At 32.4% G+C, this 16063-nt stretch carries 13 protein-coding genes; 4 read left to right on the forward strand and 9 right to left on the reverse strand.

The genetic code is table 11. The features are described from left to right. Positions 1–98: 98 nt before the first annotated feature. The 3 genes from ABDH49_02930 to ABDH49_02940 are packed head-to-tail and all read right to left on the reverse strand — an operon-like array spanning position 99 to position 3733. On the reverse strand, positions 99–824 hold the full coding sequence (locus tag ABDH49_02930; GenBank protein ID MEN3045925.1) for an NAD-dependent deacylase: 726 nt from the start codon (positions 822–824) through the stop codon (positions 99–101). Next, the gene (gene murA, locus ABDH49_02935; protein ID MEN3045926.1) at positions 808–2088 is read right to left on the reverse strand and encodes a UDP-N-acetylglucosamine 1-carboxyvinyltransferase; all 1281 of its coding nucleotides are present in this window, start codon (positions 2086–2088) and stop codon (positions 808–810) included. The genes ABDH49_02930 and murA overlap by 17 nt, the downstream gene beginning before the upstream one ends. Then, the gene (locus ABDH49_02940) at positions 2081–3733 is read right to left on the reverse strand and encodes a hypothetical protein (protein MEN3045927.1); all 1653 of its coding nucleotides are present in this window, start codon (positions 3731–3733) and stop codon (positions 2081–2083) included. The genes murA and ABDH49_02940 overlap by 8 nt, the downstream gene beginning before the upstream one ends. 48 nt (positions 3734–3781) lie before the next feature. Here ABDH49_02940 and sppA point away from each other — a divergent pair, with 48 nt between their 5' ends. After that, positions 3782–4639 carry a signal peptide peptidase SppA gene (sppA, locus tag ABDH49_02945; GenBank protein ID MEN3045928.1) on the forward strand — a complete coding sequence of 286 codons (858 nt, stop codon included), beginning with the start codon at positions 3782–3784 and terminating at the stop codon, positions 4637–4639. Between the two features lie 166 nt (positions 4640–4805). Here sppA and ABDH49_02950 read toward each other — a convergent pair whose 3' ends face one another. Then, a complete protein-coding gene (locus tag ABDH49_02950; protein ID MEN3045929.1) occupies positions 4806–5684 on the reverse strand; it encodes a membrane dipeptidase in 879 nt (292 codons plus the stop codon). Between the two features lie 37 nt (positions 5685–5721). On the opposite strand from ABDH49_02950, the gene ABDH49_02955 reads away from it, so the two are divergent. Both ABDH49_02955 and ABDH49_02960 read left to right on the forward strand, forming a co-directional pair. Then, positions 5722–6648 (forward strand): ROK family protein, encoded by a 927-nt coding sequence (locus ABDH49_02955; protein MEN3045930.1) that lies wholly within the window; start codon positions 5722–5724, stop codon positions 6646–6648. Next, the gene (locus ABDH49_02960; protein ID MEN3045931.1) at positions 6626–8095 is read left to right on the forward strand and encodes a hypothetical protein; all 1470 of its coding nucleotides are present in this window, start codon (positions 6626–6628) and stop codon (positions 8093–8095) included. The genes ABDH49_02955 and ABDH49_02960 overlap by 23 nt, the downstream gene beginning before the upstream one ends. Here the strand turns inward: ABDH49_02960 and ABDH49_02965 are convergent. Genes ABDH49_02965 through ABDH49_02985 form a run of 5 tightly spaced genes read right to left on the reverse strand, consistent with a single transcriptional unit; the run spans position 8092 to position 14347 of the window. Next, positions 8092–8904, reverse strand: coding sequence for an SDR family NAD(P)-dependent oxidoreductase (locus ABDH49_02965; protein MEN3045932.1), 813 nt, complete (start codon positions 8902–8904; stop codon positions 8092–8094). The genes ABDH49_02960 and ABDH49_02965 overlap by 4 nt on opposite strands. Continuing rightward, positions 8891–10561 (reverse strand): single-stranded-DNA-specific exonuclease RecJ, encoded by a 1671-nt coding sequence (recJ, locus tag ABDH49_02970; GenBank protein ID MEN3045933.1) that lies wholly within the window; start codon positions 10559–10561, stop codon positions 8891–8893. Before recJ ends, ABDH49_02965 begins: the two co-directional genes overlap by 14 nt. Next, complete coding sequence (locus ABDH49_02975) at positions 10561–11070, reverse strand: ferritin (GenBank protein ID MEN3045934.1); 510 nt, start codon at positions 11068–11070, stop codon at positions 10561–10563. Before ABDH49_02975 ends, recJ begins: the two co-directional genes overlap by 1 nt. A gap of 20 nt (positions 11071–11090) precedes the next feature. After that, on the reverse strand, positions 11091–12386 hold the full coding sequence (gene purD / locus ABDH49_02980) for a phosphoribosylamine--glycine ligase (GenBank protein MEN3045935.1): 1296 nt from the start codon (positions 12384–12386) through the stop codon (positions 11091–11093). A gap of 23 nt (positions 12387–12409) precedes the next feature. Next, positions 12410–14347 carry a tetratricopeptide repeat protein gene (locus ABDH49_02985; protein MEN3045936.1) on the reverse strand — a complete coding sequence of 646 codons (1938 nt, stop codon included), beginning with the start codon at positions 14345–14347 and terminating at the stop codon, positions 12410–12412. Between the two features lie 54 nt (positions 14348–14401). Here ABDH49_02985 and ABDH49_02990 point away from each other — a divergent pair, with 54 nt between their 5' ends. After that, the gene (locus ABDH49_02990) at positions 14402–16054 is read left to right on the forward strand and encodes a choice-of-anchor J domain-containing protein (protein ID MEN3045937.1); all 1653 of its coding nucleotides are present in this window, start codon (positions 14402–14404) and stop codon (positions 16052–16054) included. Positions 16055–16063: the final 9 nt, after the last annotated feature.

Below are 16063 nucleotides of genomic sequence, written 5' to 3' on the forward strand. Positions count from 1 at the left end.
AGTGATAAGAGTTATTAAAAAAGAAATAATAAAAATAAAAACGAGGAGAGATATTCTAAAGTGAGGGGGTTTAAAAAAGTTTATCTTCCAAGATGTGGTCAAATTATCTCCTCAAAAACTTCTTTTGCTTTTCCCCTTATTGAAATATCCGCAAAGCAAGATATATCCGTTTCCTCTGGATTTATCTCAAAAACTTTTTTATTTCTCTCTTTAAAAATAAAGGGCAACAAAGCTGCAGGATAAACAAAAAGAGAAGTTCCAACAACAAGTATTGCCTCCTTTGAATCAATAGACTCAAAAATTATTTTAAGAACTTCACTTGGAATAGGCTCTGTAAACCATACTACGTTTGGCCTTAACAAGGAATTACACCTTCCACATCTTGGTGGTAATTCATCTTCTCTAAAAACTTTCTTTTCAAATTTCACATGTCCACATCCTGTACAAAGCGTCTCAAATATATTTCCATGCATTTCAACTAACTTCTTTGAGCCTGCGTCTCTATGGAGATTATCAACATTCTGTGTAACAAGTAAAAAATCTTCTATCATATCTTCAAGTTTTTTTATAGCAAAATGAGCATAATTAGGAGCAGCTTTTAAAATAATACTTCTTCTCCAATTATACCACTCCCATACAAGTTTAGGATTTTCTCTAAAAGCATAAGGAGTAGCTAACTTAGTTGCATCATAGTTTCTCCAAAGTCCATCTTCACCCCTAAAGGTTGGAACACCACTATCCTTTGAAATACCCGCTCCTGTCAAAACCATCAATGATTTAGCATTTAAAATAAATTCTCTTAATTTCTTAATTTCTTGTTTCATTGACTAATTCTATTTTTGCTCCAATTTTTTTTAATTTATCTACAACACTATCGTACCCCCTTTTAATGTTTTCAACGCCGTAAATTTGAGATTTACCCTCTGCTAAAAGAGCAGCTAAAATAAGCGCTGCCCCAGCTCTTATATCCGGTGCAAAAAGTGGAGCACTCTTTAGATTAGTTTTTCCTTCAACTTTGGCATAGCCAGGACCAACTTCAATATTTGCCCCCATTTTTATTAACTCACCGACATAACCAAACCTCTCAGGATAGATCCTTTCCCTAACTAAACTTTTACCTTTTGCTTGCGTCAAAAGAGAAACAATTTGAGGCTGACAATCAGTAGGATAACCAGGATAGGGCGCCGTCGAAACATTAATAGGCTTAAGATCAAAGTCCTTCTGACTTTCTAAATAGAGGTAATCACCCCTATTTTCTATATAAATACCCATCTTTTTTAGTTTACCTATCACATTCTCTAAAAGATTATATGGGTTTGGTCTTAGAATCAACTCTCCGCCTGCTCCAGCTACGAACATCATGTAAGTTGCTGCCTCTATTCTATCGGGAATATTAGAGAAGCTCTCTGGAGCCTTTAAATTTCTATTCCCCCATATAAAGGCCTTTCTCTTTTCAACTTCTATTTTTGCTCCTGCTTTTTTTAAAAACTCAAATAGATGGATAACTTCTGGTTCAAGAGATATATTCTCTAAAACTATTTCCTCTTCAATTTTGGCTGCTGTCATAGCAAGATGTGCTGTTGCACCAACACTTACCCTGGGAAAACTTATCTTAGCTCCTTTAAACTTTTTTGCCTTTGCAATTACATATCCACCCTCAATTTCAATTTCAGCCCCAATTTTTTTAAGTCCGGCTATGTGAAAATTTATTGGTCTTGGTCCAAATGAACACCCACCAGGAATTCCAACCTTAGCTACACCCTCTGTTACAAGAAGTGGACCCAAAACATAAATAGAGGCCCTCATCTTCTGAATAAAAGAAAGCGGCGCAGAAGAAGTAACTATGCCCCTATTTTCAATTATCGCCCTATTTTCTTCTTTAATATATTTAACTTCAAGTCCCAGATATGAAAGTAGGGAAAGCATCGTATTTACGTCTTCAACGTAAGGTATATTAGAAAATTCTGTCTTACCCTCCATTAAAATCATTGATGCAAATAAGGGTAAAGCACAGTTTTTTGCTCCCTGAAGTTTTATTTCTCCCTTAAGTGGAACACCACCCTCTATACAAATAAAATCCCTATTCAAAGTAGACGAAAGTCTTTTTATAAATTCTATTTCCCTGTTTTAAAACAACAATATAAAGACCCCTTTTAAGAGAAATGGTATTTTTACTAAGTCTAACCAGTTTCGGAAAGTTTATGATCTGATTCTCAAAGAATATGTGTTTTAGAAAACCGGCTGAATCGTATAGATAAAGAGAGGAAGGCTCTTTAGAACTAGCAACCCAAATTTCAAGTATATCGTCTTTTCCATCGTTATTCGGAGTAAATCTTTGTGTAGAGAGTTTAAGCTTTTCTTCTCCCATTTCAATTTTATAGGGACCTCTACCAGGTGTTGAACCAGTGGGATCCTGTGAGGAGTTCCAGTTTTCCTTTAGCCAGGAAGGGCCAAAACTATATCTTTCAAGTGAAACTCCGTAGCTTCCTCCCCAATCGGGAGAGTAATTTACTGAATCAATTCTTTGTTTTAAAGAATTTGTTATATAAACAAGATCACCATCGTTGTTAAGCGAGGGGAAATCAGAAAGTTCAAAAACAAAGGGAATTTTACCAAAAATCTGGTAAAATTGAAGAGTATCAGATGTGAAAATTGCATAGGTATCACCTGGTATTTTTAGATTTTTTATATAAAAATTCTTATCTGTTAAATCTCTAAGAATCAAATTATCAATAAAGAGAGTATCCCGAGAAGGATTCTTAACTTCGATCCACTCGGGTTTACCTATATAAAAAATCTCGGTTATGTATAAAAGGGGAGTATCTATTACTATTTTAAAATTTATAAGATTATTAAAAGAATCTTTTTCCATTATAGGTGGAGAAATTTTAGCTTGAAGATCTAACACACCTTCAGAGTTTTCAAGCATTTCAACACTCTGTAAAACTGAATCCTTAGACTTTATTGTCCCACTAAATTGGAAATACACTTTATTTGAAATTTTTAAGAAACCATGAATGTTTCCGGAAAAGTCAAGAGATCCTATATTTTTAATATAAAAATAAACTCTAAAATTTAGTCCTTTTTTTATAAAAGAGGGTTTTACGTAGGCACTTTCTATCACAAGGTCAAAGCCGGGTGAAACTGAGTTAAATCTCCCTGGGGTAGACCTGTCCTTATCTACTGACTTTGCCCAATTATTAAGGGAATCAGGTTTTTCCAAAATGATCCTTTCAATTGAGACTCCATCGTGAGCGCTTGTAAAGGGAACACCATTTATTCCAAAGGTAGAAACATAGACATTTGGGCTTCCGATCTCAAAAATAGCAATCGGATCTGTATTTGCAAGACCATATCTGTTGTCTCCCAAATCTATATCTTTTATCGTAAATATAAATGTACCTGGGTAAATTTTATAAGGTTGTGGGTGATCTTTATTAAGTGTATCAGTGTAATTTCTATCTAAAATGACGCCGAATTTAAAAGGAGGAAGTTTTGTATTTCCAAAAATAACACCTGGATGAAATTTTAAAATTAATGAGTCGGTCCAAGCACAAATTGTGTCCCTCTCATCAAAATCAGTTAATCCATAACGGGAAAAATCTATTGTATCAGGCCCTGGATTATAAACTTCTATCCACTCATTTCTTCTACCACTTGTATCTTCTTTACCTGGCGCATCATTTAAAACCTCTGAAATAATCGGATGAAAAAATAAAATTAAAATTATCATATCTAAATTATAAAGAAATTTTAGAGGCTTTTACCTTAATATTTAATTATGAAAGGAAAAAAAATTTTAATAATTGCTATAATTATTGCTGCGCTGATAGGTGTGTACGTAGTTGTATTGCTTTTAACAAAAAAACTAGAGTCTATCTACGTAAAGGGTGGAGTTGGTATCATAGAAGTAAAGGGTATTCTTTCAGATTCGAAGGACTATAGAAAAGATCTTGAGTATCTTAAAAAGAGAAAGGATGTAAAAGCACTGCTTTTATATATCGACTCTCCAGGTGGAGGCGTGGTGCCAGCTCAGGAAATTTATTATTCAGTCTTAAAGTTCAAAGAAGAGAAGAAAGTCCCTGTTGTTGCCTATATTTCAACCCTTGGAGCATCTGGCGCCTACTATGTAGCAATTTCAGCTGACAAAATAATGGCTGCACCAGGCTCAATAACAGGATCAATCGGTGTAATAGCTCAATACCCTACTCTTCATGGACTATTTGAAAAAATAGGAATAAAATTTAGGATATTTAAAAGGGGGAAGTTCAAAGACGCTGGCTCACCCTATAGGGAAATAACAGACGAAGAGAAAAAATACATAGAAGATTTACTTGAAAATATATACAAGCAATTTTTTAGAGAGGTTGCTTTAAGGAGAAAACTTGATACATTAAATTTAGAAAAGTGGGCCGAGGGAAAAATTTTTACAGGCTTGCAGGCAAAAAAGTTAGGACTTGTTGACACAATAGGAACCTATGAAGATGCCCTAATGCTTGCAGGAAAACTCGCTGGAATAAAAGAAAAACCAAAGGAAATAAGACCTCCTAAGAAAATAAAAGGTTTTTTCCAAACATTTATCGAAAATCTAATAAGTATAGGAATACCAAAAATTGAATACAGACTTTCTCTTGATTAATTTTTAAAAAGCGACCTTTTACTTTATTCATACATTGTAATTCCTAAAGCCCTCATAAGTTGTAAAATTTTTAAGCCACTTAAACGCGTTAACTACTACCATACATAATAGCAACACCCTTTCTTAAACCAGAAATCACCAAAAAGCCATCCAAAACTCTTAATATTCATTTTTGAGGTAGATGTTTAATAAAAAAATTATAGGCATTTAAATACAAAAAAGAGTCTGGTAAATCCCTTACGAATTCGCTTATCTTTTTATGAGAGACGAGATCTTCAATTATATATTTTTTGGGCAACCCAAAAAGATCAGAACCCAAAGAAATATTTTCCGGATATTTCTTTAGAAGCCTTTTTATCTTCTTGATCACCTCTTCTTTTTTAATTTTTTTCTCGAAAAAGAGATGACCCAGGGCAACCCCTGCAATACTATTTCTCTTTTTTATTAAATCCATCTCTTTAAAAGAAATATTTCTACTATTTTTCGGATTTTTTAAAATACCCGTATGAGAAACAAAAAAGGGAACATTCATCTTATAAACATCATAAAAAGTTTTTCTCCCAGAATGTGCAAGATCTACTATTCCTCCAATTTCAGCAATAGCACTCACTATCTCTTTTCCAAATTTAGTTAAACCCCCTCCGTTTAAGTCTTCACATGCTGAGGCAATCTGATTTGAATAATTCCACGTTAATGTAAAAACTCTCACCCCTAAATTAAAAAGTGCCCTTAATATATATTTGTCAGTTATAACAGAAGAGCCCTCTAAATTTATTATAAATCCCTTTTTGTCTGACTCTAAAACACTTTCTAAATCAGAAGCCTTTTCAACAATTACAAAACCATTCTTTTCTGAAAACTCTCTATAGGTTTCTATTGTTCTTAAAATAAAATTTAAATCATAGCTTTCAATAAACTCCTTTTTCCATTTGATTAAAGTAAAAACAGAAACAACATTTATTTTAAAAAAGTCGTTCGCATTTAACTCTTCATTTAGAATAAAAGGCAAAGCATCCTGATGAAGATCAAAAATAATTTTTTCCATTTATGAATTTGATTTAAATTTTAATTTATAATGAAAGATGCCGTCAAGGAAATTATTCGCAGGAGTTGATATTGGGGGGACAAGGGTTAAACTGTGCTTTTACGATGGAGAAAAGTTCTCTGAAGAAAAAATATTTAAAATTAATCCTGAAGAGAACTTTTTAGAAGAAATTATCGAGCATTTAAATAGAAAAAAAAATCTAAAGGCCGTAGCATTTGGTATACCTGGAGTTATTGACGATAAAAACAATTTAAGATTTGCGCCTAATCTTCCCTTTCTATTTGGTAAAAATTTAGATGAATTAATAAAAAAAAGATTAAAAGTAAAGAATGTTTTCTTTGATAACGATTGTCACATGAATGCATATGGGGAGTGGAAATTGGGGAAGGCAAAAGGATTAGAGTGTTTTATTTTTTTAACACTTGGAACAGGTGTTGGAGGCGCGGTTTTTATAGAAAAAAAACTTTTTAGAGGATATAAAAATCTTGGTGCTGAATTTGGTCATGTAACTGTTGATCCAAATGGTCCTATGTGCTCCTGCGGCAATAGGGGGTGTCTCGAAGCATTTGCATCAAAGAATGGAATAAGGAATTTTTTGTATATGAAAAAAAAGGAGGGAATCGACCACTTTTTAACAAAGAATCCATCAAAGGTTGAACCAGAGGAGGTTTATGAATTTGCAAAAAGGAAGGATCAACTTGCCATAGAATGTTTCAAAAATTTAGGATACGCCCTTGGGATCGCGTTATCTGATTTTGCAAAAGTTTTTTCACCCCAAAAATTCATAATCGGAGGAGGAATTTCCCATGCCTTTGATATTTTCTACACTTTTATTTTAGAGGAATATACAAAAAGAGTACCCTCTTATCTTTTAGATATAAAAATTGAAAAGGCAGAGCTCTCTGACGAAGCGGGAATGTACGGAGCTTCACTTTATGCTTATGACAACTTTTATAAAAAATAACAAAGAAGCAATATTTTTTTTAATTTTAATTTTTCTTTTAGGAATTTTTTTTATACAGAAATTTCCACATTCGATATTCCACTTAACGAGTGACACTTACGAATACGGTAATATCGCAAAAAATTTAATCGAAAAAGGGGGATTTTTTGTTAACAATTTATATCCCATCCAGTTAGCTTTTGATTTTTCAAGAGAAATACCTGTGCCTTCTGTTTTGAGAATGCCAATCTATCCCCTTCTGCTTTCTCTTTTTTTTAAGATTTTTGGAATAAGTGATAAAACAATTCTTTTAACAAGCTTTTTCTTTTATATTCTTTCCGGCTTTTTATTTTTAATTTTCATTGAAAGTCTAAAAGTAAGCAAAATTATTAAGGTCTTAAGTTTAATCTTTTTTATGTTAAATCCTATATATCTAGATCTAACTTTAAGAGGGCTTTCAGAGCCACTTGCGGTCTCAATTTTCATTTTGTTTTTAATCTTTTTGTTTAAAGAAAACAAAACTTTTATCTTAATCTCAAGTTTTTTTCTTTCTATTTTTTCTTTAACAAGATACTACATAGTTTTACTTCTTGTTTTACCTGTTACTTTTTATCTTTACAGTAAAAAAAATTTGAAACTTATAGCATTTTATCTTTTTTTTCTTCTAATTCCTCTTTTGCCATGGTTATATAGAACTTATAAACTGACAAAAAACCCGTTTTTTAACTTAGCTTTCTATACACTCGGTAGCTACGAAATAGCTGGTATTCCTTATATAAGCTCTTTTCAAATAAATTTTTTTGACTTTCTTGAATCAAAAATTGACTCTCTATTTTTTTATTTAAAAACCCTCAATAACATCTCCCCTTTTTATTTCTTTCCCTTTTCAATAATTTTTTTATTTAAAAACAATGCTGATTCTCTTAGACACTTTAAAATTTTCTTCTTCCTTTCACTTACAATTTTCAGTTTAACCTTTGGGATTATAAATCCAGAGCATCGTTTTATACTTTATTTATCTGTTTTTGTTATACCCTTCTCCATCATTTTCTTAAAAGAACATCCTAAATTCTTGAAGTTCTTTTTAACTTTTGTTTTACTTTTAACACTTCATGAAAACAAAAATGTTATAAGAGGTGCTATAACTAGAAACAATAACTTTTTTAAAAGTGAGGAAGTTTTAAGGGAAATAGAAAAAATAGAAGAGGAGAGTTTCTTTGTTTCAAACGCCGATGCTCTCATAGGTTTTTACACAGGCAAAACTTGTATATTTCCTTTAACATACGCAGGAGACTATGAATACCTTTTCAAATTAGTTAATGTAAAAGGGATTATAATATTCCAGGGTGTAGACAGGCTCTTTTATATGAAATATGGTTTTAATGATATAATGGGCTTTTTGGAAAAAGAATTTCCTCTAAGAAAAACCTTTAGTGATGGAACGATCTTAATTAGGAGGGGGAGTTAACTTAAATTAAAAGTTCTATAATACCTGCTTGAAGAAAGAGGCAAGTCAAAGAAGGTGGGGTAAAAATCGTGAAGTTTTGCTATGGTTTTCCATAATCTTTTAACATAAATATTCTTTTTTCCCTTTTTGATTCCCTCTATTATTTTCTGAGCAACCTCCCCTGAGTCAGCCCACATCAATTTGTTTTTTCTTATATTAATATTTTCAAATTTTTTTATAGCATTTTTAAAAAAATCAGATTCAAAGGGACCCGGATAAACACCAATAACTTTTATTTTATATGCCCTTAATTCTCTTCTTAAGGCATCAGTAAAACCACGAACAGCAAACTTTGTAGCAGCATAAACGCTCATAAGGGGTAACCCCACATACCCAGCAAGAGAAGAAATATTCACTATGACTCCTTTTCCATTCTTTTTCATATAAGGTAAAAACTCTTTAGTAACAAGAAAAATACCTTTTACGTTTACATCAAAAAGTTTACTGAAATCACTTTCTTCCACATCTTCAACTTTAGCATAAAGCCCTACTCCCGCGTTATTTATGAGACAGTCAACACTTTCAAACTCATATGCAGCAATTTTAGCAAATTCCTTAACTGACTTTTCATCAGTGACATCTAGAAATGAACTAATAACTTTAACCTTAAAATTTTTTATAATTTCATCTTTTATTTGGTCAATAATTTCCTTTCTTCGTGAACCGATTAGGAGATTACCGCCTTCACTTGCAATTTTGTGGACAAGTTCTTTTCCAAGACCTGAGGAAGCACCCGTAATTATAAAATTTTTGTTCTTAAAACTTTTCATTTATGATTTCCAGATCTAAAATCTTAAAAGATAGATCTTTTCTTTTTGAATAGTAGTCAATTTCAGGGCTATAGACGGCTGAAATTTTTGTTTTTCCAGAAACTATTTTATCGTAAAGATCGAATCTTTCAGGAACAAAGGCTCTAAAAAATCTACCCTTTTTGATTACATAGAAATCAAGATGTTCATTTTTTCTTAATTTTATATCTCCAACACAAGTTAAATTTTCATCGAGAAATACAGGTTTTGGATTTCCCTCTCCGAAGGGTTCCATCTTTTCAATTACCTCAGAATAAAGAAAGCTATCCCACTCCTCAATTGGAAATTTGCAATCAATAGTTACCTCGGGTTCAAAATCCTCTTCTTTAAAGTTAATACTTGCAAGCAAATTAATTTTTTCTTCAAAGACTTCGTAATCTTTCTTTAAAATCTTTATACCAGCTGCACAGCTGTGCCCCCCATACTCAAGTATTAGATCGTCTAATTTGTCAAATATTTCCATAAGATCTATATTTTTATTAATTGACCTTGCCGAACCCCTTAAAATATCCCCTTGTTCCGTAAAAACTATAGATGGCCTATAATACTTTTCTGCTATCTTAGAAGCAACTATTCCTATTACCCCTGGATGAAAATCTTTACCTTTAATTGTTATAAAGAAGTTCTTTCCCTTATCCTCCTTTTCAATTGTTGAAAGAGCCCCAGCTAATATTCTCTCCTGTTCCTCCATTCTTAAGCTATTCATTTTCTCAAGCATCTTAGCCAGTTTCAGAGCCTCCTCAGTTTTTTTTGTAACTAAAAGATTAAAAGATAAACTTGCATCCTGCAACCTACCAGCTGCATTAAGCCTTGGTGCAAGAACAAAAAGGATATCCCATGTTCTAAGATTTTCTTCTCTACCAGAAATTTTTTTCAAAACCTTTATACCCATTTTCTTTGACTTCTCAAGAACCTTCATTCCAAGATAACTTAAGACCCTATTTTCAGAAATAAGTGGAACAATATCAGCAACAGTTCCAAGTACGACAAGATCAAGATCCCAAATTAGCTCTTTTGGATCTTGTCCCATTTTCTCGTATAGAGCTAGCAAGAATTTAAAAACAACACCAACACCTGAGAGAAACCTAAAGGGATAATCAAGATGTGGATTTATTATAGCAAGAGCCTTTGGTAAATCCTTTGATGGGAAGTGGTGATCAGTTATTATAAGATCAAGATTATTTTTAAAAGCCCATTCAGCTGCCTCAAAGGACCTTATTCCAGAATCCACTGTTATAACTAAACTAACTCCCTTTTCCCTTAACTCTTTAAGCCCACTTATCTGGACTCCATATCCCTCACTTAATCTATTTGGAATTTTTACCTCAACATCAACTCCTAACTTTTTTAAATTCCTATATAAGATAGCACCTCCTGTAATTCCATCTACATCATAATCTATATATAGTCCCACCTTTTCTTTTTTATCAATTGCTCTTTTAAGCCTTTCAACAGCCTCTTTCACCCCCTTTAATTTATAAAAAGAGTAAATATAAGAAAGCTGAGGATCTAAAAAAGCCTCCTTGTCCTCTATCCCCCTTATTTCAAGTAAAAAATCAAGAAGGTTTTCTCTTTTAGGAACCTTGTCAGATCTTATAAACCATCTTTTCCTCCTCATTAAATCTCTATTTCAAGCTTTTCAAACTCCCTCTGTGAAAGTTTATGATCTAAAAAGTAAAGAGAGGAAACAGAATCTTTAATTTTGATAATAGTATCTAGTATTACAAAAGTTTGATTTTCCTCTTCAACTTGTTCATCTATAAACCAGTGAAGGAAAGTTTTTGTAGGATAGTCATTAAGCTCTTCAGCAAGTTTATAAATTTCATGAATATTTTTTGTTATAAACTTTTCGTGATTATGGGCATCCTCAAAGGCCTCCTTCGGTGAGTTCCATTCAGATTTGGGCTTTTCAAGTTTATCAAGCTCAGGTTTCTCCCCTCTGTCTGTAATAAACTTATAAAATCTCATGGCATGACCAAGTTCTTCCCATGCCTGAACTTTCATCCACTTAGCAAAACCCAATAAATTCTCCTTTTCAAACCAAGCAGCCATGGAAAGATAAAGATAGGCAGAGTAAAATTCCCTATTCATCTGATCGTTCAAAGCCTTTAAAATTTTCTTATCCATAATTTTCCCCCGCCAAATTATTAATAACTAACAAGAGGAGTAGAACCCCCGCTTAAAATTAAACCCCTTTTTCCAATATCTTTTCTATAATGCATACCCTCAAACTCTATAAACTTAACACCATAATAGGCTCTTTCAATTGCTTTCTCTAAGGTTTCACCATAACCTAAGACACCCATAACCCTGCCCCCATGTGTATATAGCTCCCCATCTTTCTCTACAACTCCAGCAAAGAAAACTTTCATATCCTCTGACTTTATCTTTTCATACCCTCTTATTAATTTACCCTTTTCATAACTATCGGGATAACCCTTTGATGCAATAACAACGTAACAAGCATATCCCTCCTTAAATTTAAGTTTTGAAAGTTTTAAAAGTTCAAATTCTTTGGTATGTTCAACTATTTCTAAAAGATCTGTTTCAAGTAAATATAAAAGAACTTGACCTTCAGGATCTCCCATTCTTACGTTGTATTCAAGGACATAAGGGCCCTCATCTGTTAACATAAGTCCAAAATATAGAAAACCCTGGTATTCAAAACCTCTTTTTACCATACCTCTTATTGTTCTTTTAACTATCTTTTCATCTATGTCTTCTAACAGTGAGGGACTTACAAAGGGGCAAGGAGCGTAGGCTCCCATTCCACCTGTATTTGGTCCCTTATCATCATCAAAAACCCGTTTATGGTCTTGAGAAGTTATAAAGGGAAGATATTCGTCACCTGCAACAGATACAATAAGTGAAATCTCGACTCCTTGCAGGTATTCTTCGATTACACAAACATTACCTGATTCTCCGAAAATCTTATCCTCCATTATCTTTTTAATTGCCTCATAGGCTTCTTCTTTTGACCAGCAAACAAAGCTTCCCTTACCAAGGGCAAGTCCATCTGCCTTAATCACTATAGGTGTGCCCCTTTTATCTACATACTCTCTTGCTTTCTTTGGTTCGTCAAATATTTCAAAGCGCGCGGTTTTAACGCCATATTCAGACATAAATCCTTTTGCATAAGCTTTACTTCCCTCAAGGATTGATTCTTTTTTTGATGGACCATAGACAAAGGCAACATCTTTTACAAAGTCTTTAAATCCCTTTACAAGGGGCTCTTCAGGGCCTACAATAACGTAATCTATTTTTTCCTTTTGAAGAAAATCTTTTATTTCCTTAAAATCCATTTTAAAGTCTAAGAGTACCTTCATGCTCTCTTTCATGCCGCTATTTCCAGGAATAACAAAGGTCTCATGATTTTTTCTTACTAAAGAGTAAGAGATAGCATGCTCTCTTGCACCGCTACCTATTACGGCTACCTTTGTCATGGCTGCACTTAATTATATATTTTTTACTCTTTTGAAATCATCTTTTTAAGAATTTTTAAATTTTCGTGGGTATTTTCATAAAAAGGGTTAATTTCAAGTGCTTTTTCAAAGCAAAATAAAGCTTCTTTGAATTTACCTAAGTTCATGTAGATGACACCCAAATTGTTATATAAGATCTCGTTCGAAAATCCCCTTTGCTTTAAGCTCAAAAGGCCCTTTTCTGCTTCTTTTAAATTACCAAGCATAAAATAGATATAGTATTTTTTCATTTCAAGAAGTGGTGAATAGTTTTTAGCTAATGTTTTCTCGATTATATATAAGGCACTTTCAAAGTCATTTTTTTTAATGAAGAAATCAGTTAAATGGTCATAAACTGGATAAGAGTCAAAACCGTATCGGTAAGCCAAAAAAATAAATCTTATATCTCCTTCTTTTAGAAATTTAAAAAGAAAATATAGACCGGGATTTAAAAATTTTTTGTTTTCTATTAGAGGAAAGTATTTTTTCCAATCGGAGACCACCTCTGCCCATTTTGTTATTTCCTTTTTAAAGTAGAGTTCATCAAACATAACCTCAAAATCATTAAATCTTTTTGTATGATAAAAAAATAAAGGTTCTATCTTTTCTTTATTAACGTTAGAGCTTTTAAAAAGAGAGTCTGCCTCTTTAATTTTTCCCAAATGAAGCAAGTAGTTTATTCTGTAGGAAATTATATCTTCGACTTTTATTTTAAAATAAAAATTCAAAAGGAAAAATAAAATAAAGACAAATATCAAAAAAGAAAAAATTTCGAAGACAAAATTTTTTTTAAAGAGTTTGGATCTAAAGACAAAATAGAATACAAAAAAGAGAAAGAGAAAGAGAATCAGACCCTTATCCATGAGAAAGAAAACGTTTTCTCTTGAAAAAAAGAGATAACCAAACAAAAAAAGAAGCACCTTTTCAAATACAAAAGATAAAAAAATTATGATTTTATTTTTGTAAATTTTGATTAAAAAATAAAGAAAATACAGAAGGATAGTCAAAAATAGGTGAAAAAAGGAGAAAAGGGTTGAGTAAAAGACAATAGTCAAAATTATGAAATTTAAACTTTTTACCTCAGAGATTATAATTTTTTTCGAGATATAAAATAAAAAAGAAAAGCAGAGTAAAAAGAGAAAAAGTAAGTAGTCAAAGGGATGAACGGTTCCAAAGTCCTTCAGAAAAAACTTGTAACCTGTTAAAAGACCAAGTAGTGGTAAAAAGATGGGGAAAAAAGAAAAATCTTCCTTTAGTGTTTTTATAAAATTAAATTCTTTTAATAAGAAGGGTAAAAGAAAGAGGAAAGAAATAAAGCCGTAAATTGTTCCATACTTTTGAGAATCAATAGGCAAAATACCGCCCTTAAAAAAATCAGGATAAATTTTTATTAAAGAAAGTGGTAAAAGCCCAAAGATTAAGATTGAAAGAAAAATTAATATGTAAAGAACAAAACCCTTTAAGATTTTTCCTGTAAACTTTTTAACATAGTAAATTAAAATAAAGAAGGCTAAGATAATTTCGAGCCTCATCCCTGGAGAGGAGCCAGGAAAATATTTGAATGGATTAATTGCGTTTAAGAAATAATCCTTAAAAGAAAGAGAGGGATCAAGAGGATAAGATAGGTCATATCCTTTAAAACCTGAAACAAAAAAATCAAAAATCGGAGCAATAAGTATAACGGCAAAGGAATTTACAAGAATTTTTAAAACCTCCTCTATCTTTCTTTTTGTTATAAAAATAATTAAATAAAGAAAAATAAAAAGAAGGGTAAAATAAAAGAAAAAAAAGTGAATGTTTATTATTAAAGAAGTGTAGAAATCTTCAGAAAAAAATAAAATGTGAGGTTCTTCAAGAAGACTTTCTAAAAAGTTTCTTAAAAGAACTATAACTAAAAAAGTGTAAAAGTATAAATCGTAATTTAACATTGACTTTTTTTTCATCTTCTATTATAATTATCAATCATAGGTTCAACTCCAAATCAATAAAATAACATCATGAGATCTATAATTTTAATATTCCTGCTTTTCTTTACCATTCCTCTAAAAGCCCAATGGGTAACTCTGCTTAATGAAAATTTTGAAGCAGGTGTAATACCTTCAGGTTGGTCTGTTTATAACGGAAATGGAGACGGCTATACATGGACAGTTGGAACCTCTACAGATTTAGGTGCTTATCCTCCACCAAATTACGGAACTAAATATGCATACTACACAGATGATGATGCAGGAAGTGGCGCTCCTATAACCGATGAGCAACTTATTACGCCCTCACTCTCTGTATCTCAAATGGACATTTTAATACTCATCTTTTCTTGGGGATTTAATATGTTTAGTCCTGGACAAGAATTCTATTATGTAAAAGTTCGATTTTTCAGTGGTGGCTCTTGGGGTCCTTGGATTCAGGTTGCTAACTTACCCGGTGATGCAAATGGGGTTGATACCATAGATCTATCTTCTTACCTACCAAAAGATTCTGTTAAGATTATGTTTCAATATGTTGAAACTACTGCTAGATGGAACTGGGCTGTAGCAGTAGATAACGTTACTGTTATGGGTCGTCTTCTGCTCCAAAACAATATGAAGGTTGTAAAAATACTTTATCCAACAGACATAGTTGATAGATATATGACTCATTATCCAAAAGTTTGGGTTCAGAATACTGGTTTACAGAGTGCAACCTATAATGCCATATTTGATATATATGACTCATTATTTACAACTCGTCTTTATTCTGATACACTTTTAAATAATTCTCTTGCTTCTGGAGGAAGCGATACTTTAAATTTTGACAAAGGTTTTAACCCACCTTATATAGGATGGTATAAAACAAAAGCTACAATAGTATTTCCACCTGATCAATATCCACAGGATAACTCTCTGACATCCCAATTTTATGCTTTTGCGCCTCCTGAATCTCTAACTGAAAGTTTTGAGAATAACTTTCCTCCCTTTCTGTGGTCGCTATCAGGCCAAATTTCCTGGAGATGGGGTCCTTATTACGGTGACAATATTGTTGAACCCTCAAATGCCTATCATGGTACAAGATACGCAAGTTTCCCATCTTTTAATACTCATAGGGGACTTAAGGGAGCACTAATAAGCCCAGGAGTAAGGTTGAATCCAATCTATGGAACACCAAGAGTATTTTTCTGGGCATGGAATAGGGGAACAGCAAACAATAACGACACTCTTAAAGTTTTTGTTTCAATAGATAAAGTGACCTGGAATCTAATCGATAGGATGGTAGGAGATTTTGAGAGAATTTACGCTTTATCTCTCTCAGCTTACTCTAATCAAACTGTCTACATAAAGTGGGAAGGTATCTCAGATGACGGTATTTCAAATATTGTAATTGATTACGTGAAAATAAGCTACGGAACAGACGTCTCAGAGGTTAATTTCGGAAAAGAGAAAGACTATATGATAAACTCACTTTCAAAGGATTTAAAAATTAAATTCATCGGTGAAAATTACAGAGATATCATCTTAAACATATATAGTAAGGAGGGAAGAAAAGTTAAAAGTATTAAAAAAGAAGACATTAGAGAGGGTAAGGGATACATACAAAAAGTTCCATCAGGGCTCTACCTTATTAAAGGTAAAATAGAGAGTAGACCTATAAGGGAAAAGGTTATAATCCTAAAGTAAACAAAGGGA

This window comes from Candidatus Hydrothermales bacterium (genome assembly GCA_039630235.1).
In the GTDB taxonomy this organism is placed as follows: domain Bacteria; phylum Hydrothermota; class Hydrothermia; order Hydrothermales; family JAJRUZ01; genus JBCNVI01.

What these genes read in the sequence shown, in the direction of transcription:
- ABDH49_02950 (MEN3045929.1), bottom strand. Translation starts at nt 5,684, where the DNA reads ATGGAAAAAATTATTTTTGATCTTCATCAGGATGCTTTGCCTTTTATT.
- ABDH49_02930 (MEN3045925.1), bottom strand. Translation starts at nt 824, where the DNA reads ATGAAACAAGAAATTAAGAAATTAAGAGAATTTATTTTAAATGCTAAA.
- sppA (MEN3045928.1), top strand. Translation starts at nt 3,782, where the DNA reads ATGAAAGGAAAAAAAATTTTAATAATTGCTATAATTATTGCTGCGCTG.
- ABDH49_02985 (MEN3045936.1), bottom strand. Translation starts at nt 14,347, where the DNA reads ATGAAAAAAAAGTCAATGTTAAATTACGATTTATACTTTTACACTTTT.
- ABDH49_02940 (MEN3045927.1), bottom strand. Translation starts at nt 3,733, where the DNA reads ATGATAATTTTAATTTTATTTTTTCATCCGATTATTTCAGAGGTTTTA.
- ABDH49_02965 (MEN3045932.1), bottom strand. Translation starts at nt 8,904, where the DNA reads ATGAAAAGTTTTAAGAACAAAAATTTTATAATTACGGGTGCTTCCTCA.
- ABDH49_02955 (MEN3045930.1), top strand. Translation starts at nt 5,722, where the DNA reads ATGCCGTCAAGGAAATTATTCGCAGGAGTTGATATTGGGGGGACAAGG.
- purD (MEN3045935.1), bottom strand. Translation starts at nt 12,386, where the DNA reads ATGACAAAGGTAGCCGTAATAGGTAGCGGTGCAAGAGAGCATGCTATC.
- recJ (MEN3045933.1), bottom strand. Translation starts at nt 10,561, where the DNA reads ATGAGGAGGAAAAGATGGTTTATAAGATCTGACAAGGTTCCTAAAAGA.
- ABDH49_02990 (MEN3045937.1), top strand. Translation starts at nt 14,402, where the DNA reads ATGAGATCTATAATTTTAATATTCCTGCTTTTCTTTACCATTCCTCTA.
- ABDH49_02975 (MEN3045934.1), bottom strand. Translation starts at nt 11,070, where the DNA reads ATGGATAAGAAAATTTTAAAGGCTTTGAACGATCAGATGAATAGGGAA.
- ABDH49_02960 (MEN3045931.1), top strand. Translation starts at nt 6,626, where the DNA reads ATGACAACTTTTATAAAAAATAACAAAGAAGCAATATTTTTTTTAATT.